15 protein-coding genes are annotated in these 20,401 nt (G+C 48.7%); 11 read left to right on the top strand and 4 right to left on the bottom strand.

Annotation, left to right across the window (positions count from 1 at the left end; all coding sequences use genetic code 11):
* From K2G41_RS01535 to K2G41_RS01515, 5 genes are all read left to right on the top strand, one after another.
* Positions 1-2,427 (top strand): hypothetical protein (locus K2G41_RS01535; protein ID WP_300113447.1); only part of this gene is annotated, 2,427 nt, incomplete at its 5' end.
* A gap of 32 nt (positions 2,428-2,459) precedes the next feature.
* Complete coding sequence (locus K2G41_RS01530) at positions 2,460-4,853, top strand: hypothetical protein (RefSeq protein WP_300113444.1); 2,394 nt, start codon at positions 2,460-2,462, stop codon at positions 4,851-4,853.
* 47 nt (positions 4,854-4,900) lie between these two features.
* On the top strand, positions 4,901-5,731 hold the full coding sequence (locus tag K2G41_RS01525; protein WP_300113441.1) for a DUF5106 domain-containing protein: 831 nt from the start codon (positions 4,901-4,903) through the stop codon (positions 5,729-5,731).
* Between the two features lie 82 nt (positions 5,732-5,813).
* Positions 5,814-6,323, top strand: a complete 510-nt coding sequence (locus K2G41_RS01520) for an NUDIX domain-containing protein (protein ID WP_300113438.1) — start codon at positions 5,814-5,816, stop codon at positions 6,321-6,323.
* Between the two features lie 526 nt (positions 6,324-6,849).
* Positions 6,850-7,167 carry a DUF1016 N-terminal domain-containing protein gene (locus K2G41_RS01515; RefSeq protein WP_300113435.1) on the top strand — a complete coding sequence of 106 codons (318 nt, stop codon included), beginning with the start codon at positions 6,850-6,852 and terminating at the stop codon, positions 7,165-7,167.
* Positions 7,168-7,412: 245 nt separating this feature from the next.
* Here K2G41_RS01515 and ppdK read toward each other — a convergent pair whose 3' ends face one another.
* From ppdK to feoB, 3 genes are all read right to left on the bottom strand, one after another.
* Positions 7,413-10,127 carry a pyruvate, phosphate dikinase gene (gene ppdK, locus K2G41_RS01510; protein ID WP_300113432.1) on the bottom strand — a complete coding sequence of 905 codons (2,715 nt, stop codon included), beginning with the start codon at positions 10,125-10,127 and terminating at the stop codon, positions 7,413-7,415.
* Positions 10,128-10,395: 268 nt separating this feature from the next.
* Positions 10,396-11,643: an FtsX-like permease family protein gene (locus tag K2G41_RS01505; RefSeq protein ID WP_300113429.1), complete on the bottom strand. Its 1,248-nt coding sequence runs from the start codon at positions 11,641-11,643 to the stop codon at positions 10,396-10,398.
* A 96-nt stretch (positions 11,644-11,739) separates the two neighbouring features.
* Complete coding sequence (feoB, locus tag K2G41_RS01500) at positions 11,740-14,178, bottom strand: ferrous iron transport protein B (protein ID WP_300113426.1); 2,439 nt, start codon at positions 14,176-14,178, stop codon at positions 11,740-11,742.
* Positions 14,179-14,367: 189 nt separating this feature from the next.
* Here feoB and porV point away from each other — a divergent pair, with 189 nt between their 5' ends.
* From porV to K2G41_RS01470, 6 genes are read left to right on the top strand one after another with little or no spacing between them, the layout of a single operon-like run.
* Positions 14,368-15,561: a type IX secretion system outer membrane channel protein PorV gene (porV, locus tag K2G41_RS01495; protein WP_300113423.1), complete on the top strand. Its 1,194-nt coding sequence runs from the start codon at positions 14,368-14,370 to the stop codon at positions 15,559-15,561.
* 50 nt (positions 15,562-15,611) lie between these two features.
* Positions 15,612-16,091 (top strand): 2-C-methyl-D-erythritol 2,4-cyclodiphosphate synthase, encoded by a 480-nt coding sequence (gene ispF, locus K2G41_RS01490; protein ID WP_300113421.1) that lies wholly within the window; start codon positions 15,612-15,614, stop codon positions 16,089-16,091.
* Between the two features lie 60 nt (positions 16,092-16,151).
* Entirely contained in the window at positions 16,152-16,619 is a 468-nt protein-coding gene (locus K2G41_RS01485; RefSeq protein ID WP_300113418.1) for a 4Fe-4S dicluster domain-containing protein, read from the top strand.
* Between the two features lie 7 nt (positions 16,620-16,626).
* On the top strand, positions 16,627-18,192 hold the full coding sequence (locus K2G41_RS01480; protein ID WP_300113415.1) for a 4Fe-4S binding protein: 1,566 nt from the start codon (positions 16,627-16,629) through the stop codon (positions 18,190-18,192).
* A 36-nt stretch (positions 18,193-18,228) separates the two neighbouring features.
* Positions 18,229-19,023 (top strand): thymidylate synthase, encoded by a 795-nt coding sequence (locus K2G41_RS01475; protein ID WP_300113412.1) that lies wholly within the window; start codon positions 18,229-18,231, stop codon positions 19,021-19,023.
* Positions 19,020-19,526: a dihydrofolate reductase gene (locus tag K2G41_RS01470; RefSeq protein WP_300113408.1), complete on the top strand. Its 507-nt coding sequence runs from the start codon at positions 19,020-19,022 to the stop codon at positions 19,524-19,526. The genes K2G41_RS01475 and K2G41_RS01470 overlap by 4 nt, the downstream gene beginning before the upstream one ends.
* Here the strand turns inward: K2G41_RS01470 and K2G41_RS01465 are convergent, their stop codons facing one another.
* On the bottom strand, positions 19,527-20,219 hold the full coding sequence (locus K2G41_RS01465) for a DUF4136 domain-containing protein (protein ID WP_300113405.1): 693 nt from the start codon (positions 20,217-20,219) through the stop codon (positions 19,527-19,529).
* Between the last annotated feature and the right edge of the window lie 182 nt (positions 20,220-20,401).

The following is a 20,401-nucleotide window of genomic DNA, read 5'->3' as shown; positions in this document are numbered from 1 at the left end:
CATATCATACGCTTTCGCCAAACGTTTGTCTCGTTGATGCTCTCGTCGCTGGTAGTTTCATGTAGCGACGACCTTGTGTCATCACCGGCTGATGTGTGCGAAGGTGTCGAGCGCACAGTCTCGCTCAATCTTCAGTCCGAAGGCTTCAGTGGGGACGACTCTCGCGCCTCGCGTGCAATCGGTAACGGTTTAGTTGACGAGAACACCATCAAGGACTACTGGCTGATTGAATATGACCAAAACGGTAACCGAATAGGTTTCCCCCGTTATTACGAATATACCGAAACAAACGTCCGTATCATCGTTCCGACAGATCCCACCCATATATACCGTGGAGTGATTCTTGTAAATACCCATAATCAGAACCTCTTCGATCAGGAGAACGATATGTCGATGTCGGAAGATCGTCTGAAAACCATGTATGACGAAATCCGACAGGAAGAAGAGATATACACCACTTTGGAAGAAAGCGATGGCACAACCTCCCACTATCTTCCCATGAGCTGTGTGTTTGACATACCTGCTCCCAAAAACGATGAGATTCAGGAGTTCGATTGCAAACTACGCCGCAACGTAGCCAAAGTGGTCATGCGTATTAAGACTAAGGATGTAAAGATTGACAATGTCCTTTGGCGCAATGTGCCCGAAAAACGTTACATGGCCGAACAGTTTCTCAGTTTTCGCGGATCTGACGCTGCCTCGTTTGAAGAATCATATCGCAACGCAATGGAGCCTGATGTCAAGGTTCTTGATTGGGATACAGAAGATATAACTGACAGTCAGAACGCACTTGCCGCCGGCGACGGTTATCTTGAATTTATCTATTATCTCCCGCGCAGTTGTTGGGGTAAGGCCGGTAACGCTACTCAGGCCAAGGATAAAAACCGAGCCGCGCCCGATAAAGCGACTTATTACGAGATTCACGCCACGAATACAAAGGCTACCGGCTCAGGAGCACTTCGTTACCGCATCTATCCCGGTACAGATGCCATCCGCGATTTCAATATTATCGCCAATTGCTGTTATAACGTGACCCCTGTTTTAGACGCCTCCGCTATAGCCAATGACAGCCGCGTGGAGGACATGAACAGAATCCGTCTTGATGAATCTAATTCATATATCATCGACCACTTGAATCCCGTCACTTACGAGATTCCAATATCACGTATCAACGAATTTTGGTCAAACGAGGCTCCATACCCGGCAACGGCTGACAATGTTCTTAAAGATACCGACGAGTGGATAGCGGAAGTAATCTGGCAGGACCAACCTGCACCAATGATCCAATTCTCCTCGGCTGACTCTGACACCGGAATGTCATCATACACCGGTGTTGGGTCAACATCGTTCTATGTTCGACCTGTTGTTAATTCCGTCGCAGGTAATGTTGTTATCGGTGTGAGAAGAAAGGAAGCCACAGAGCCTGCTCGTGACAAACGGTTATATCTATGGAGCTGGCATCTTTGGCTTACTGACTATGATCCTGATGAGCAGAGCCATGCTTGGGAGGATGGTAAGTATGCATATCCTGTTCCCGGCGGTGAAGTACACCGTTATGAATCAAGTTATTGGCAGACAACGTTCCATAATAAGTACATGATGGACCGTAACTTGGGTGCATTGACCTCCGAACCCGGATCAGATAACGCAAATCTGATAAACACTTTCGGCATGTATTATCAGTATGGTCGTCATGCACCGTTGCCATACCCCAAGCTAAGTAACGTATATGACGTGGATGGTAATGTTATAACTGCTTTTGCTTTTAATAGTTCTAATTATAATATGTTGCGTCAGATTTTTGCAAGTTCGCATGCCGAAGCTGTTACAAAACCGCACACCTATTTCTATTGTTCCAATAAGAAGGTCCCACCGCTCAATTACAATTTACGCCGTTGGCTCGGTAATGACGCACTCACAATATCCAATCCCTACGAAAGAAATGTGTGGGATAACCCCGACTGGTACTCTGATACGAAGAGCATTTTCGACCCCTGTCCCCCGGGATGGGAGGTTCCTGACTATGGTGTTTATGAAGGGTTCGCATCCTACGAGGTGAGTTACAGAGATAACAGTAATGTCGTAAAAAGTTATTTCAAGACAAATTCCGTAGAAAAGAATAATACTGTAACAGGACAAAAAGGTTCTGTAAAAGGTTATCACTTATATCTTAACCCCGAAGATATAAGTAAAGGAACAGCGTGGTTTCCCCTTGCGGGATGTAAAAGCTCAACAGATGCCGGCTTTTACGAAGGTCCCACTGCAAACCATAACAGTGGGCCTGAAGGAATGAACTGGATGAGTGTTCCCATCAATTCTGACTACTGCAACCGCATGGATATGACAAGAGCCGGCATACAGCTCACACCGAGTTTTGACCGTGGTAGCCGTAGTGCTGCCTGCGCGGTCCGTTGCATACGTCAGTAGCCCTCTTACTTTACTCCCTAAAAAGACCGATCATGAACATATATAAGCGATTAAGAATACTACTCCCAGCTCTGTCATTACTCGCTGTTTCATGCAGCGATAGCATGACGGATGCAGGTGATATTTCGATTGATAACCCCGATTCAGGCACTGAGCGCACTATCTCGCTGCAACTTTCGGTCAGCGATGGTTTTGAAGGCGATCAATCCGTCAGCCGTGCATTTGGCGATAATGACGTTGATGAAAATACCATTAAAGATTTCTGGTTCATAGAATATAATGAGCAGGGACGTCGTATAGGTTGGCCCAAATATTATGAACTCGAAAGTCAGACTCAACTAAATGATCTTCAGGTGATTGTGCCTAACCGCCCGGATGTGTATTACAGCGGTCTGATCATCGCCAACACCCACGACCCTTTGCTGCTTGACAGAAATGATAAGCAAAAACTTGATACATGTAACTATATCAAATCCTTCAGCACAGCCTTCAATATAAATATTGATGGGCCCAATAGCTGCATAACAACCGGGCCTGATGGCAAGCATTACCTGCCTATGAGCGGATCGTTTGATATACACAAGAATGCAGGTGATACGAACAATGAGGTCAGTTGCCGACTCCGACGCAACGTCGTAAAAGTAGTTTTACAGATTGAAGTTCCATCGGCCGAAGTCAAGCTGATCAACGGTCTTTGGCGTAATGTGCCGGACGGAATATGTTTTCTCGAACACTTCAATCATCCTGATTACTACACTACGAAGACGGATAACGAGGCTTACAAGGCTGTTTACTCCTCTTACGAGAGTTTTTATAAGAAGGCCTTGGGGGATGATGTAAAAATCCCCGAAGTAACAGTGAAAAACTGGGCTGAAGACAAATTGGATCATATAGGAGGCACTCCTGTCAGTCTTGTCTATTACCTCCCGCGCAATGTGAGCGGCATACACGGTAATGCCACTGACGAGTGTGACAAAAACCGTGCGGCCACAAATCTTAAAGCCACATTTTTTGAGATTAATGCCGCCGCAGGTAACTATCAGCTTCGTTATCGCCTGTATCCCGGCAAAGACAAATTCTCTGACTTCAATCTCCTGCCGAATTATTGCTACACGATGCCGATTATAGTCAGAGCTCCGGGTAATCCGGACACCGACTCACGAGTGACAAACATGAATAAAGTGCGACTCGATGAATCAAACTCCTACATAATCAATCCGGTGATCAGAAGCACATACGCTGTTCCCATTTCACGAATCAATTACTTCTGGCAAAATGAAGAAGGTACGGCGTCTTCTCAGATTATCAATGAGTCAGATGAATGGATTGCCGAGGTTATATGGCAAGATCAGCCGCGGCAGCTCATCAGCTTCTATTCCTACGACAACGAGCCAATTTCCGGTAATTTCGAGGGTAAAGGTGATGCGGCTTTCTATTTCCGTCCAATGGAAAATGTTAAGGGTAATGTTGTGATCGGAGTACGCAAAAAAACACCTGCCACCTCTGATTCCCACTATGGAGAATATCTGTGGAGCTGGCATCTATGGATCACTGACTATGAGCCCGACGATAATATCTCGTCATGGGAGGATGATAAATATGTCTATCCCGTAACCGGCGGGGCTATCCATCGTTACGAGTCAGGTTTCTGGGATAAGTCTTATCTTAATAAGTATATCATGGACCGTAATCTTGGAGCCTACACTGCCGTTCCGTCAACCGACGCTACGGAGAATGCCCGTTCTTTTGGCCTGTACTATCAGTTCGGTCGCTTCGCACCTATGCCTTATGCCGACGCAGAAGTCTATGATATGTATGGAAATGTCATAACTGATTTCCAAAATAAAGGTGGCATCAATATGAAAATTCAGGTACTTGCATCAGGTATTCCGGAAGCAGTCACCAAACCCTATACGTTTTTTACATCTGCGGCCACAGGTACCGACCAAAAGTGGCTGGCAAATAATAACTATAACAAAAACTCATGGAATAATCCCTCATGGCACACCTCCGGCACGAAAAGCCTTTTTGACCCCTGTCCTCCGGGGTGGTGTCTTCCGGGAGATGCTGTGTGGGAAAACTTCCGATCTTACGATGTTACACAAGGCGGTACGGGCACAACACGATTCAAGGCTATAGCTGACGAGGCTTATCCTTTTGACACTTATCACGGATATTATTTCTATCTTAATCCGAATGAACCAAAGTCCGGCAAGACATGGTATCCTGCGGCAGGTAAAAGATCCCGCTCAACCGGTGGTATGACTAATGTAACCACTGAGGGAGTCTATTGGATGAATATGCCGGCAAGTACAAATTTCGGACAATGTATGGATATGAATAATGTTGGTATCCAACTTACAGCAAACTATACTGATCACGGCGAACGAAGTGCAGGATCCTCGGTAAGATGTATTCGTCAATAAAAATTGTCCACTGGATGAAATCAGGCTTAGGAGTAATTTGGATTGTATTGACAATTCTGTTAGCCTCATGCTCAAGTAAAAACAACAACAATGCTGATACTCAAAGCGAGACGAGCGAAGAACTTTCTCCGCTCGCCTCGCTTTGCTGCAGCATAGATTATTCGGATACAGCCTCGCTGAGCGATGAACGCGTCATGACTCGCCGAATGATCGACATTGTAAAACTTATGCCTTACACCGACAGTTTAACCACGAGTCAGGAACTGAATTTGTTTTTCAATCGTATAAGCTCCGTACCCCGAAGTGTTGCTATTGTCGATAGTCTTGGGGATCTCTACCTTAATAATCCGGCCTCACCGGTGAGGGACAACGAACTCTATATCCGCTTCCTCAGCGCGATGCTCTCAGCCGATTCTATTGCTGATTTCGTAAGGCTGAGGGGCGAAGAAAATCTTCGTATGGCGAGCCTCAATCGGAAAGGGACAATTGCCAATAATATCTCTATCCTTGACCGTAACGGCGTCGTCCGCGATTTGCACTCAATCAAGGCATCCCATATTCTTCTTGTATTCTATGATCCGGAGTGTCCCCATTGTAGTGAAATTTTGGCCGTGATTGCGGGCAGCGAAAAGATGAACGGGTTAATCCAAAAAGGCGAACTTGTGATTGTCGCTGTCTATGCCGAGGGCAAACGCTCAGTCTGGGAAAGGTCAAAAGCCGATATGCCTGACAATTGGATAGTAGGCTACGATATGAGCGGCGTTCTCGACAATGATCTCTACACCCTCCCAGCAATGCCTGTGATATATCTCCTCGACAGCAATCATCGTGTCCTGCTTAAAGACCCGGAGTTCTCCTTCGTGCTCCAAAATCTCTAAACATACCCATAACGATAGCAATCTCAGATTATATTTGTATCTTTGCGTTTAACATCAAAGTAAAGGTGAAATTAGAGAACTTATGCGCTATAAATATTGCCCTGAATGTGGCATCAAGTTGATTGATAGACAGGCTGGCGATGATGGCTTAGTGCCTTATTGCAATGAGTGTCAGAAGTATTGGTTTGATACTTTTGCAAGTTGCGTTATCGTAATGGTTGTGAATGAATTTCAAGAGATAGCCATGCTTCACCAGTCATATATCTCGGATGAATTTGAAACCTTTGTCGCTGGTTTTATGACTCCCGGTGAGACTGCAGAACAAGCTGCTGTTAGAGAGGTAAAAGAAGAACTTGGACTTGAAGTTGAACACCTCGAATATGCCGGGACTCATTGGTTTGCTAAGCGTGAGCAGCTTATGCACGCATTTATAGGTTATGTCAAGAAGAGAAACTTTGTTTTATCAACTGAAGTTAATGGCGCTAACTGGGTTACTTTTGAAGAAGCTCCCAAGCGAATGTTCCCTGATCGACCGGGTAATACACAGCATATCCTATATCGCCAATATACAGTCCATATTAACGGCAAATGATAACGAACCATCACTTCTTTTTATGGAGGCGATTTTCCTGTTCCCACGACTGGAGCGCGCATAACTTTCTAATTAACGTGAGTTCGATATAAGAATCTTATATCATTGTAAAGATTATCATTGATATGGTTTGTCGCGCCCTGAAATTCTTGCGGATACACAAACTAATCGTCTCATAATATTGCTGATAGGGCGCGGATTTCATACCTATAACGATGGCAATCTCAGATTATATTTGTATCTTTGCGTTTAACATCAAAGTATGAGCAAGATGCAGCCCTCCCTTGATAACCTTGTGAGGATTTCCGAATTACTTGGGGTGATGTTAAAGACTTAATCATAAGTAATAAAGTAAGTCACATCTAACGCTCAAATGAGCCATAAAATATGAAGCCGAATAAGACTGACAAGGTGTCAAATTCAACTATGGATGCCCTATATAATCGGGCATCCTATGTCATCGAATAGGCTCGTGAAACCGCCTATCGGCAGGTCAACGAGGCGTTAGTGAAAAGAAATTGGGATCTTGGAAAACTCATCGCTGAAGAGGAACTCAACGGACAGGATCGAGCTACTTTATGGAGCATCGATTATAAGAGATCTTTCCAAACGACTTACAGCTACTTACGGAAAAGGGTTTACTAAAAGCTATCTATATAGTTACGTTCCGTTCTACAAGACACATCTGACAATTTTCCAATCACCGATTGGAAAATTCGATAAGCTATTGTCTTGGACGCATTATTACATTCTCACCCAAGAGCTTAACGATGATGCTCGTGCAGGGTATGAAAAGGAAGCTCTGACTACACTTCACAATATAGTCTATCCTGAAATATTTTAATGTTTAATATTTGTTTGTTAAATATCTGATTAATTATTGATTACGACGGTAAATTTTGGTAAACCCGTGGTAAACGGTCTGCAGTGAAATGGTAAACTATTTGTAATTAAATCCGTTCATTCGGCTAGAAAAGTGATGCCAAATGTACGAACCGTCTAAGCGCAAGTTAGGCTGTAATCTCCTTTGAATCGGAGTATTACAGCCTAACAGGTTATTTATTCAGTATGTCCTGAAATCTCGGACGTTTAGTCCTCGATAGCTGCCTGCGCAGCAGCTACGCGGGCGATGGGCACGCGGTATGGTGAGCAGGATACATAGTTCATGCCGAGACGTGCGCAGAACTTGACTGACGAGGGTTCGCCACCATGTTCACCGCAGATACCTACCTTGAGTTCGGGCTTAGTTGCACGACCCTTCTCGACACCCATCTTCACGAGCTGACCTACGCCTTCCTGATCAAGCACTTCGAAGGGATCGGTCTTGATGATACCGTGCTCCTTGTAGAACTTGAGGAACTTGGGAGCGTCGTCACGTGAGAAACCGAAGGTCATCTGAGTGAGGTCGTTTGTACCGAACGAGAAGAAGTCAGCGACTTCAGCGATCTGGTTGGCAACGAGGGCCGCACGGGGAACTTCTATCATTGTACCTACTTTGTAAGGCACGCTGTGGCCTGCTTCCTCGAATACCTTGGCTGCAGTGATGTTGATCACGTCGGCCTGATTCTGAATCTCCTTGAGTGAACCTACGAGGGGGATCATGATTTCAGGATGAACGTCGATACCGCGAGCCTTGACAGCGAGAGCAGCCTCGATGATGGCACGGGTCTGCATTTCGGTAATTTCGGGGTAGGTGATGCCGAGACGGCAGCCACGGTGACCGAGCATGGGGTTGAATTCTTCGAGCGAGTCAACCTTAGCCTTAACTTCTTCGAGTGTGATACCCATTTCCTCTGCCATAACCTTCTGGGTAGCGGTCTGGTGAGGTACGAATTCGTGCAACGGGGGATCGAGGAGACGGATGGTCACACCGTAGCCGTCCATAGCCTCGAAGATACCTTCGAAGTCGCCACGCTGCATGGGGAGAAGCTTAGCGAGGGCTACGCGACGTCCTTCTTCATCGGAAGCAAGGATCATTTCGCGTACAGCCTTGATGCGGTCACCTTCGAAGAACATGTGTTCGGTACGGCAGAGGCCGATACCCTGTGCGCCGAAGTGACGGGCCTGCTTAGCATCGCGGGGTGAGTCAGCGTTGGTGCGGACGAGAGTCTTGGTGTATTTAGCAGCGAGGTTCATGATCGCACCGAAGTCGCCACCGAGTTCAGGCTCGGTTGTGGGCACCTGACCGTCATAAACTTCACCTGTCGAACCGTTGAGTGAGATCCAGTCGCCTTCCTTGTAAGTCTTGCCACCCATCTCTACGGTCTTTTCCTTGTAATCAACACGGATTTCACCTGCACCTGATACACAGCATTTACCCATACCGCGGGCAACGACTGCAGCGTGAGATGTCATACCGCCACGCATTGTAAGGATACCCTGAGCGACAGCCATACCACGAAGATCCTCAGGAGAGGTCTCGATGCGGACGAGAACGACTTTACGCTTCTTCTCGCTCCAAGCTTCGGCATCGTCAGCGGAGAATACGATCTGACCTGCGGCAGCACCGGGAGATGCGGGAAGACCCTTGGCTACGACCTTGGCACGCTTGAGAGCAGCCTTGTCGAACACCGGATGGAGGAGCTCATCGAGTTTCTGGGGCTCCATGCGGAGGAGGGCAGTCTTTTCATCGATCTCACCTGCGCGGAGGAGATCCATTGCGATCTTCACCATAGCTGCGCCTGTGCGCTTGCCGTTACGGGTCTGGAGCATCCAGAGCTTGCCGTCCTGAATGGTGAATTCCATATCCTGCATGTCCTTGTAGTAGTCCTCAAGACGCTTTGAGATAGCGATGAGTTCCGCTGCACATTCAGGCATTGACTCTTCGAGTGAGGGATATTTTTCATGACGAACTTCTTCGGAGATACCCTGAAGAGCGGCCCAGCGACGTGAACCCTCTACAGTGATCTGCTGAGGAGTGCGGATACCGGCTACCACGTCCTCGCCCTGAGCGTTGATGAGGTATTCGCCGTTGAACATATTCTCGCCGGTTGCAGCGTCGCGGCTGAATGCCACACCGGTAGCCGAGTTGTCGCCCATGTTACCATAAACCATTGCCTGAACATTGACGGCCGTACCCCATTCTTCGGGGATCTGGTTCATGCGGCGATAGAGGATAGCGCGTTCGTTCATCCAGCTGTCAAACACAGCGCAGATGCCACCCCAGAGCTGTTCCCAAGCATTGTCGGGGAAGTCCTTGCCGGTGTGTTCCTTTACAGCAGCCTTGAAAAGTTTGACGAGATTCTGGAGATCTTCTACAGAGAGTTCGGTATCAAGTTTAACGCCTTTCTCTTCCTTAACCTTATCCATGATTTCCTCAAAAGGATCGATGTCGGTCTTGCTCTTGGGCTTCATGCCGAGCACGACGTCGCCATACATCTGGACAAAACGGCGGTAGCTGTCCCATGCGAAACGAGCATTGCCGCTCTTCTTGGCGAGAGATTCGACAGTTGCATCGTTCATGCCGAGGTTGAGGACGGTGTCCATCATACCGGGCATTGAAGCGCGGGCACCTGAACGTACAGAAACGAGAAGGGGATTTTCGGGATCATTGAATTTCTTGCCTGTAAGCTGCTCAACGTGAGCTATTGCAGCCTCGACGTCCTTAGTAAGATCCTTGACAACTTTGTCACGGCCATACTGGGTATATTCCGAGCAAACTTCAGTTGTGATTGTGAAACCGGGAGGCACGGGCATGCCGAGAAGGTTCATTTCGGCGAGGTTAGCACCTTTACCGCCGAGGAGATTGCGCATAGAGGCATTTCCTTCTGCCTTGCCGTCTCCAAAAGTATAAACTCTTTTCATTCTGTAATTAGATATTGATAATTGAATCTGTGAATTACAATGATAATAAATGATATTTGTCAGGCGAATGCCTTAAACGATCAGGTAATGGAACAGGAGTTATTGAAGATGCGCGAAACCGATCAGGTATCCGAGTGCACTATTCCCGGCATTACTTTAATGCAAAGATAGGTATTTTTTCGACTACTCCCAATTTTTTTGCTGTTCTTTTAGCAAAATTATGGTTGTTTTTACGTTCGTTTGTTTTATGTCCGTTACGATTTATTATTTAATCATAATTAATGACTTTAGAGGGGGGGATAGTAGTGATTATGGCTGACGGGAGGATAAGCACGAGGGCTGCGACAATTATGATGGAGGCATTGAGCAAGAGGAGTGCCGCCCATGAGACCTGCATCGGGACGTGGTCGAGATAATAAGCTTCCGGATCAAGGGGTATGATGCGCAAGGTGTCCTGCAGTATGATCACACCGAGACCGAGGAGATTACCGATAATGAGTCCGGCAGCGAGGATGCGCATTGTCAGGTAGATAAAGGTTCTGCGGATCATACTGTCGGTCGCACCGAGAGATTTGAGTATGCCGATCATGTTGACTCTGCGCAGGATGAGCATATAGAGTGAAGATACGAGTGTCAGGCAGGTCAGAAGGGCCATGAGCGTAAGGATGACCACTACATTTGTGTCAAGCAACGCGAGCCAGTTGAAATAGAGCGCGGCCGATGTATGGACATCCGTGACTGCATAGAGCGTATGGATCTGACCCCTGTAAAGCTTTTCAGTCAGGTGCGCCGAGAGCTGACGTCCGCATTCGGCGATCTCGTCGTCCGATCCGAGTCCTGAAATCTCGAACTGAGTCCCCATGCCGTCACCGATTCCGGCAAGAGCTGAAAGCATCGGGAGTGTAGCGAAGATATAACTGTCGTCATACTCGCTGAAATGTGTGTCATAGACTCCGGCTATCTTCAGGCGGCGCATACGGTAGGTGTCGTCGCCGAGAAAATAGGCATCGATCTTATCGCCAAGTTTCGTGTCGAGATTTCGTAAGAGATTACGCGATATGATGATGTGGTAAAGCGTCGAATCAGCCTGATAGTCCGGGATTACACCTTCCACGAGATTCTCTTTCACAAATTCCCAATCGTAGTCACGCCCCATGCCCTTGACCACCGCGCCTGTGAAATCAGTGGCTGTTTTGAGTATGACAGGCTGACGGATTGTAAGAGCGGTCGATGCGGACGGCGGAAGTGTGGAGAGAGCATCGGCGATTTCAGTCATATCGACAAGTTTTTCACCATTGGTGTTGTCCGATGGATGAACCGATATGCTCAGCTGTGAGTCAAAGCCCATGATCTTATGCCTGATCTCGTCCTTGAATCCGAACATCACGGCGATTGATATGAGCATGACAAGCACGGATAATGCCACGCCTGTCACGGCAATGGCAATACCTGTCTGCATTCCGCCCGAAGCGGAACGCAGAGTAAGACGTTTGGCTATGAAAAACGATAGGGACATGACGGGGGACAAAGGTAGAAAATTTTTATGGATTTTCCACTCTTTTGCTACCTGCAATCAGGGAAGCCCGATGCAGATATGCCGATATCCTCACGGTTAAAACAGCAGGGCGATACGATACACGATAAATGCAACCACCCAAGCCACCGCAGTGTTATAGATCACCGAGAAAAGTCCGTAGCGCGGATTGCCGGTCTCCTTTACTATGGCCGTGATAGTGGCGATGCACGGACAGTAGAGTAGCACGAACACCATGAAGCTGAGCGCAGCGGCGGCTGTGAAATCCGGATGACCGGTGGTAACGTTGGGAGTTGTCAGACGTTCGGAAAGTGTCTGCTCGGAAGCCTCCTCGTCTCCGGTGTAGAGCACGCCGAGAGTCGAGACTACAATCTCTTTGGCCGGAACTCCGGCAAGGGCAGCTACCGAGGCGCGCCAGTGGAATCCGATGGGTTCGAGAATAGGATTGATGGCTTTACCTGCCATTTCGAGGAAGCTGTCCTGTGAGGGATCTATGGCCGAATCATCTGCCACCGTCATTGCGGACATATTCTGCGACGATTTTCCCTCGTGAAGCGGGAAATAGTTGAGAGCCCACACGATTATGCTGGCCACAAGAATGATTCCTCCCATTTTTTTAAGATACTGTTCGCCTTTGCCCCACATGTGGCGCAGGGTGGCTTTGAGAGTCGGGACACGATAGGGTGGGAGTTCCATGACGAACGGAGTTACATCCTCGCCGAAATAGAATTTACGCAGAAGGCGCGCTGTTATGCCGGCCATGAGTATGCCCAGCAGATAGATGCACATGAACACAAGTGTGGCGTGTTCCGGGAAGAAGGTACCTATGAGCAGCACATAGATCGGCAGACGCGCGGAGCAGCTTATGAAGGGGTTAATGAGGATGGTGATTATGCGGCTGGAGCGACTTTCGATCGAACGCGATGCCATGATGGAGGGAACTGTACAGCCGAAGCCCATCACCAGCGGGATGAATGATTTGCCGTGGAGTCCGAGACGGTGCATCACCTTGTCCATGATGAAGGCCGCACGTGCCATGTAGCCGGAGTCCTCCATGAACGATATGCACAGATAGAGGATGAGGATGTTCGGTAGGAACACGATGACACCGCCGACACCGCCGATGATACCGTCGGCTATGAGATCCTTCACAGGGCCGTCGGGGAGATATTCGCGTGTCATATCACCGAGCCAGCTGACCAATGACTCGATCCATTCCATCGGGTAGGAACCGAGCTGGAAAGTGGCCCAGAAGATGAAGAACATTATACCTATAAATATCGGGAAACCGAAAAGGCGGTTGGTGACGATAGTGTCGATGATACGGGTGGAATTGATCTCTTCCTTCTTGGACTGCTCCATGGTCTCGGCAAGCGCGCCGGCGATAAATCCGTATTTGGCATTTGCGATGGCCATGCTTATGTCCTCGGATGCCGGGGGCAGATTGTTGAGCAGCGAATCGCGCAGGTCGATTATCTCTTTGCCACCGGGTAGATCGCTGACACGTTCTTCAATTTCCGAATCCTTTTCGAGCAACTTGATGGCCAGATAGCGGGGTGAAAAGTGAAGCCCTACGTGCGGATCGGCTTTCAGCCGGTCCTTGATCTGAGTGACGGCCTGCTCGATATCATTTCCGAGATTTACGTGGATATGTCTTACCGTCGGGTCAGTTCCCTCATAGACGCGGATGACGGTGTCAAGCAGTTCGTTGATCCCTCGTCCCGTCCTTGCCGCGGTGGGCACGATGGGCACGCCGATCATCTCGCCGAGGAGCTTGCAGTCGAGGCTGACACCGGCACGGTCGAGTTCGTCGATCATGTTCAGGGCTATCACCATGCTGCGGTCCATGTCGATAAGCTCGGTGGTCAGATAGAGATTTCGTTCGAGATTCGACCCATCCACCACATTAATTATAATGTCAGGCGTTTCATCACGGAGATATTTCCGGACATAGAGTTCCTCAGGAGAGTAGGAGGCTAAGGAATATGTGCCGGGCAGATCGACTATGTTGATGCGGAAACCTTTGTAGCGGACACTTCCTGACTTGGCATCGACAGTAACACCACTGTAGTTACCGACGTGCTCGCGCGCACCTGACACGATGTTGAAAAGCGATGTCTTGCCACAGTTAGGGTTTCCGATAAGAGCCACGTTTATCGTCCGATGATGGTTACTTACGTGGTCGGCGTTAGAGGAATTTTCGTTTCCGATTCCTGAGTGAGTGCGTTCGGCCGGCTCTGACTCTGTATTAGTGTGCGACGGCTGCAACGTGTGGAGCGCGGCGTCGGCATCGACGGCTACTTCTACAAGTTCGGCCTCAGAGCGGCGGAGCGACACTTCGTAGTCCATGATCTCATATTTGACGGGATCGCGCAGCGGAGCGTCGAGCAGTACCCTGACTTTACGCCCTCTGACGAAACCCATCTCAAGCATACGTTTTCTGAAGGCACCGTGGCCCACTATCTTGACAACCGTGGCTTCCTCGCCCGGTTTTAATTCGGAAAGTCTTGTCAGCATGGAAATGTGATATACAAATTTCAGACTACAAACTTACACATTATTTATTTTACAAAAAATACCTAAAAATAGTGATTTCCTATAGCCTCTCACCGTCGGGTGTTTTAAAATCTATCGCGGTCAGGCAATATTATTGCATTATTCAAGTTATTATGAATGTAAACACCATCTCCAAAATCACGTAAATCCATGATTTCAATCAGGCATATTTTCCCCTTGGCTCTTCTGTCGCTCGGTGGTTCACTGACCGTTTCGGCTCAGAAGTCAGACTTCAATCCCGTGCAGACCGGTGTCAATTCACTCGGAATAGCTCCGGATGCCCGCGGTGCATCAATGGGTGATCTCGGTGCGGCAACCGAGCCCGATGCCAACAGCCAGTTCTGGAATCCTTCGAAGTATGCGTTTGCCTATTCAAAGGGTGCTGTCTCCTTGAGCTACACACCTTGGTTGCGCAAACTCGTCAACGATATTTTCCTTGCCAATGTGTCAGGTTACTGGAAGATCGGTTCTGAGGACAATCAGGCTGTGTCGGCTTCGCTCCGCTACTTTTCGCTCGGCGAGGTGTCGTCGGACAACAGCGGACTTGACATCCAGACCATCAATCCTTACGAAATGAGCATTGACCTCGGATATTCGCGCAAGCTGTCCGAGAAATTTTCTATGGGTATCGTGTTCCGCTACATCTACTCGGATCTGAGTTTCAGCGACAGCTATGCAAGCGATCAATCGACCGGTGCTTCTGCATTCTCGGCTGATATCTCCGGTTACTACACCACATATCCTATCGTGGGGCGTAATGAATGCCAGTGGTCATGGGGTTTTGATATCTCCAACATCGGTTCGAAGGTCAACTATAACCACGGTGATAACCCCGCTTTCCTCCCGACTAATCTCCGTCTCGGAACATCGTTTACATTCCCGCTTGCCGATTATCACAATCTCTCGCTCAATCTTGACCTCAACAAACTGCTTGTGCCGACTATGCCGCGCCGTGTCGATTACGCCGACGGTACTGAAGGAGAGTTTGACTACGTAAAGGCATACGAGGATTGGCAGAACATGTCGTCCATCACCGGTATTTTCAAATCGTTCTCCGATGATCCCGGCGGATTTAAGGAGGAGTTACGCGAGATCTCCTATTCACTTGGTGCGGAGTATAATTACAATGACCAGTTCTTCCTTCGTGGAGGATATTATTATCAGAATCCAACCAAAGGCAATCTCCAGTACTTCGCTCTCGGTGCGGGCTTCGCTCTAAATGTGCTCCGTCTTGATGCGAGCTACATGGTGGCCACCGCCCAGAACTCGCCCCTTGATCAGACTCTCCGCTTCACACTTACATTTGATATGGACGGTCTGAAGGAGATTTTCGGACGCAAGTGATGCGGGATGATTGATCCATTGCTGCTAATCTGAAAAAGGAAATATAAGAAATGATACGGACAGGTTTAGGTTATGATGTGCATCGTCTCGTCGAGGATCGCGCGCTGATCCTCTGCGGTGTGACTGTGCCTTACGAAAAAGGTCTCCTTGGCCATAGTGATGCCGATGTGGCTCTCCACGCTCTGTCGGATGCGCTTCTCGGTGCGGCCGCCATGCGCGATATCGGTTACCATTTCCCCGACACGGCTGCGGAGTATGAGGGTGCTGACTCACGTGTGCTTCTCCGCCGTGTGGTCGAACTTATATCAGAGAAGGGTTTTTCGATAAATAATGTGGATGTCACAATCGTGGCTCAGCGACCTAAGTTGCTGACATTTATTCCACAGATGATTGAAAATATAGCTTCGGATCTCGCCATTCCTACCGATTGCGTGTCTGTCAAGGCTACCACCACGGAGCGTCTTGGCTTTGAGGGACGAGGGGAGGGCATCTCTGCGATGGCAGTCGCCACTCTCACTGATCCCCGCTGATCCGGAGGGCTGATTTTTTCAATTTGGCATTTGAAAAAAAATGCCTAATTTTGCACATCTATGCAGAAAATTACCCGTAGGCAATGGCTCATCCGCGTCGGGGGAGCGGCTCTCGCTCCGGCGGTGTTTTCGTCCTGTCGGCCTGACATTTCAAGAGATGTCGAGTCGGTCGGCAGTCGTCTTACTTCCGCTTATGTTCCGGTAAAGCCTAACGGATGTGTCGCTTGCGACAACTGCATGCCATGTCCTTACGGGATTGATATTCCCTCGAATCTTATTTTTGTCGATCGTGCCGCCGAGGAGTCTTATCTCCCCGGAGATCTTGATGATCCCGATTTTGCGCAGAAGGGGACAAAGTTTCTTTCACGCTACGAGGATGCCATTCCGGATGCGGCGCAGACCCAGCGGTGCATAGCCTGCGGGGAATGTCTTGGAACATGTCCGGTGGAGATCGATATTCCCCGCCAGATGTCAGTAATAACCTCACTCACGGATATCCTGCGCGATCTCCGGTGTCAGCAATTATGATTGATTTATGGGATCGCTACTCCGTTTTTCACGCATAGCTGTCGCAGTGGTGGTTTTCGCCCTGTTCGTGATGCTGTTTACCGATTTCGGTATGTCAATCCCGACAGTAGCAGTATGGCTCGTCCATATTCAGTTTCTGCCGGCAGCAATGGCCTTCTCACTCACTACGTTCGTGCTGTGGTTGATCATCACTCTGGTATTTGGCCGTATATATTGTTCGACCGCTTGTCCGCTTGGAATATTTCAGGATATATGTGCGCGTCTTCCGCGTCTCGGACGTGTAGGCCCTAAGTGGCAGTATCACTACAGCGAGCCTTTCACGCGTCTGCGCATGGTCACGCTGTTCATAGTGGTGCTTTCAATAATCCTTGGCATATCCGCTCTCTCAACCCTTCTTGATCCCTACAGTATTTTCGGCCGCTTCGGTCTCTATGTGCTCAGACTGTTATGGGCCTTTGTCCTTAATCTCTGGAGCAAGATCGACTCTGCTCCGCAGATCCGTTTTGCTGTCGCATCGATTACCGGAATGGTGATTTCGTTTGTCACGATGGTGATAATAGGAGCGATAGCCATGAGAAACGGCCGTACGTTTTGCAACACAGTCTGTCCTGTCGGTACGACTTTGAGCTTCATATCCCGTTATTCCATTTTCCGTATCGACATAAATACGGATAAATGTATTCAGTGCCGGCGTTGTGAGCACCGCTGCAAATCGTCATGTATCGACCTCGTTAGCCACGTAGTAGATACATCACGCTGTGTTGTGTGCTTTGACTGTCTTACGGACTGTCCGAACGATGCCATAAGCTACACCTATAACCGTCATCAGCTTTCCATACCTCTGTTTCAGAAAGTGAAAGGTACTGTGGCCGGTCCTGCTGCCGGCATCAGTACGGGGCGGCTTGATGTTTCGTCGTCCGACGATTCTGCGTCCGCGCGGACAGTCGGGGAGGATTCACGCCGTCCGCTTGACCGCCGCCGTTTCCTGACCTTGGGTGCGGTTGTCGCGGCTGTTCCGGCCATTGCCAAGGCTGCTCAGGTTGCCGATAAGATTGACACTCTTGAGGAGCCGCGCAACCATCGCGGACTGCTCCCCGTCACTCCTCCGGGCACACGTTCGCGGCGCGAATTTCTTGACCGTTGTACGGCATGCGGACTATGTGTTGACCGCTGTCCACAAAAAGTATTACAGGTATCATTGAAAGAATATGGCCTGCTGCGGGCGTTGCATCCGGTGATGAATTATGACTTGTCATGGTGTATCTATAACTGTACGCTATGTTCCAATCTTTGTCCGACGGGTGCGCTCCATCCGCTTGCTGTAGCGGAGAAACACCGTTCGCGTATCGGTCTTGCATGTGCTGATCGTGATTACTGCATATCATACGGCAAAGGTGTGAAATGCGGGGCATGTTCACGTCGTTGTCCGGCTGGTGCTATCACGATGGTATCGGATGATGGTGGCAAGGGTCCTTATCCGGTCGTGGATTCACGTAAATGCATCGGTTGCGGTGCGTGTCAGTATGTCTGTCCTGCCAAACCGAAGGCTATAAAGGTAGGAGGGATTGCATAGTATCTTCCGGAATAATTAAAAACAGTATATTTTTTCATGAGGCAATATCTTGAACTCCTTGATAAAATCATGACCGAGGGCGTTGATCGCGGTGACCGTACAGGCACAGGGACGCGCAGCATCTTCGGCTATCAGATGCGTTTTGATCTCAGCGAGGGCTTTCCGCTCCTGACCACAAAAAAACTGCATCTCAAATCCATCATCCACGAGTTGCTTTGGTTTCTGAAGGGGGACACAAACGTCAAGTATCTTCAGGACAACGGTGTCCGCATCTGGAACGAATGGGCGTCGCCTGAAGGTGAACTCGGTCCGGTCTATGGTTACCAGTGGCGTTCGTGGCCTGACTATAACGGTGGGCACATTGATCAGATTTCGGAAGTGATAAAGACTATCCGTGAGAATCCGGAATCACGTCGCATCATAGTCAGTGCATGGAATGTGGCTTCTGTTCCTGATATGGCTCTTCCTCCGTGCCATCTGCTGTTCCAGTTCTACGTTGCCGATGGCCGTCTCTCGCTCATGCTCTATCAGCGCAGTGCCGACTGTTTTCTCGGTGTGCCGTTCAACATCGCATCCTACGCTCTGCTGCTCATGATGGTGGCTCAGGTCACCGGCCTGAAACCGGGTGAATTTGTCCATACTCTCGGCGATACGCATATCTATCACAATCATTTCGATCAGGTGAGGACTCAACTCTCACGTAAGCCCGGAAAATTGCCCGTCATGCACATCAATCCTGACGTGAAGGATATTTTCGATTTCAAATATGAGGATTTCGAGCTGCGCGACTATGAAGCCCAGCCCCATATCAAAGCGCAGGTTGCCGTATGAAGCCGGAAGTAATCCTTATTGTAGCTGTCACGCGTAATTTTGCCATAGGTCGCGGAGGTGATCTGCTCTTTCATATAAGTGATGATCTTAAACGTTTCAAATCCATCACTATGGGCTGTCCGATCATCATGGGGCGTAAGACTTTCGAGTCGTTTCCTAAAGGTGCTTTGCCGGGACGCCGTAACATCGTCGTTACACGTAATCCGGATTACACAGCTCCGGGGATAGAGGTGGCTTCATCAGTAGAAGAGGCCATCGCTATGTGCGTGGCCTCTCCGGTTTGTTTTGTCATAGGTGGAGGTGAGATTTATACTCAGGCACTTCCTCGTGCATCGAAGATTGAACTGACGTTGATTGACGAAGAAATCAAGGATGCCGACACCTTCTTTCCGGTGCTTTCATCTGACGAATGGACTCTTCCTTCATCACCGGTGTTTGATCTCACCGATCCCCGCAGCGGTGCGCGTTATGCCTTCATCACTCTTAAGCGTAAAAAGGACTGATCATTTGCCACGATACTGCGGAAGCACGGCGACAGGGAATTTTGAGAACAGAGTCTGTACGGCTTCCGCTATGCCCTGAAGATTACGGAACTGTGAGTCGCCATTGTCAAGGATAGTCCCTACAGAGGCGGAGAACAGTGGAATCTTGTCGGTTATGTTGACCATATCCATTGTCAGCACGCCTTCGCGGTACATTCCGGTTACGACCTGTACGTTAGGATTATATACGGTCCAGTAATTGTTGCGCGGGTACATGAACCAAGGCGACATGCCGTTGTAGGCCGGTCCCCATGCATGGGGGAAGGGGTGAGGTCCGTGACCCGGTAAAGGCCGTGGTGGCATTGGGGCCGGAGGGAGTGGAGCGGGAGGTGCGGGCGCGGGTACCTGCTGCATGAGCGGCTCGGTCGCAAGTTCCTTTTTGATTGTCAGACCGATGTTGATGAGCAGTGGTGAGGCTGGATCTTCCGTGAATCCGCGTTCCACCATCTGTTCGCGTATTGCGGCAGCGATGTTGTAGTATGTCACCATTTCCATCCCCGGAGGTAATTTCCCCTCCTCTGGAGTGACGATGTGGAATGTGTGATAGTCACTCAGGTCAGCATTGTTGTAGGTCGTGCTGGTGACGAGATTGTAAGGGCTACAGCTCGTCAGAAATGCTGTAAGTATGACCATAAGTCCGAATATTTTTCTCATATCAGAATTATCGATTATGGGTTAAGATATGTAATAAAAACGTGTGATTTAGCTAAAAGGTTGAATATTTGATATTTTAAACATTTAAAATTTGGTTAATTCATACTGATGCTATATATTTGAGCATTCAAATGATACATTTCCTAAATTATCCTTATAAATATTAATAAAGCGTAAATAAA

The organism is Duncaniella sp., assembly GCF_029056165.1.
Classification (GTDB): Bacteria; Bacteroidota; Bacteroidia; order Bacteroidales; family Muribaculaceae; genus Duncaniella.
This window is presented reverse-complemented; position numbering and strand designations above follow the sequence as displayed.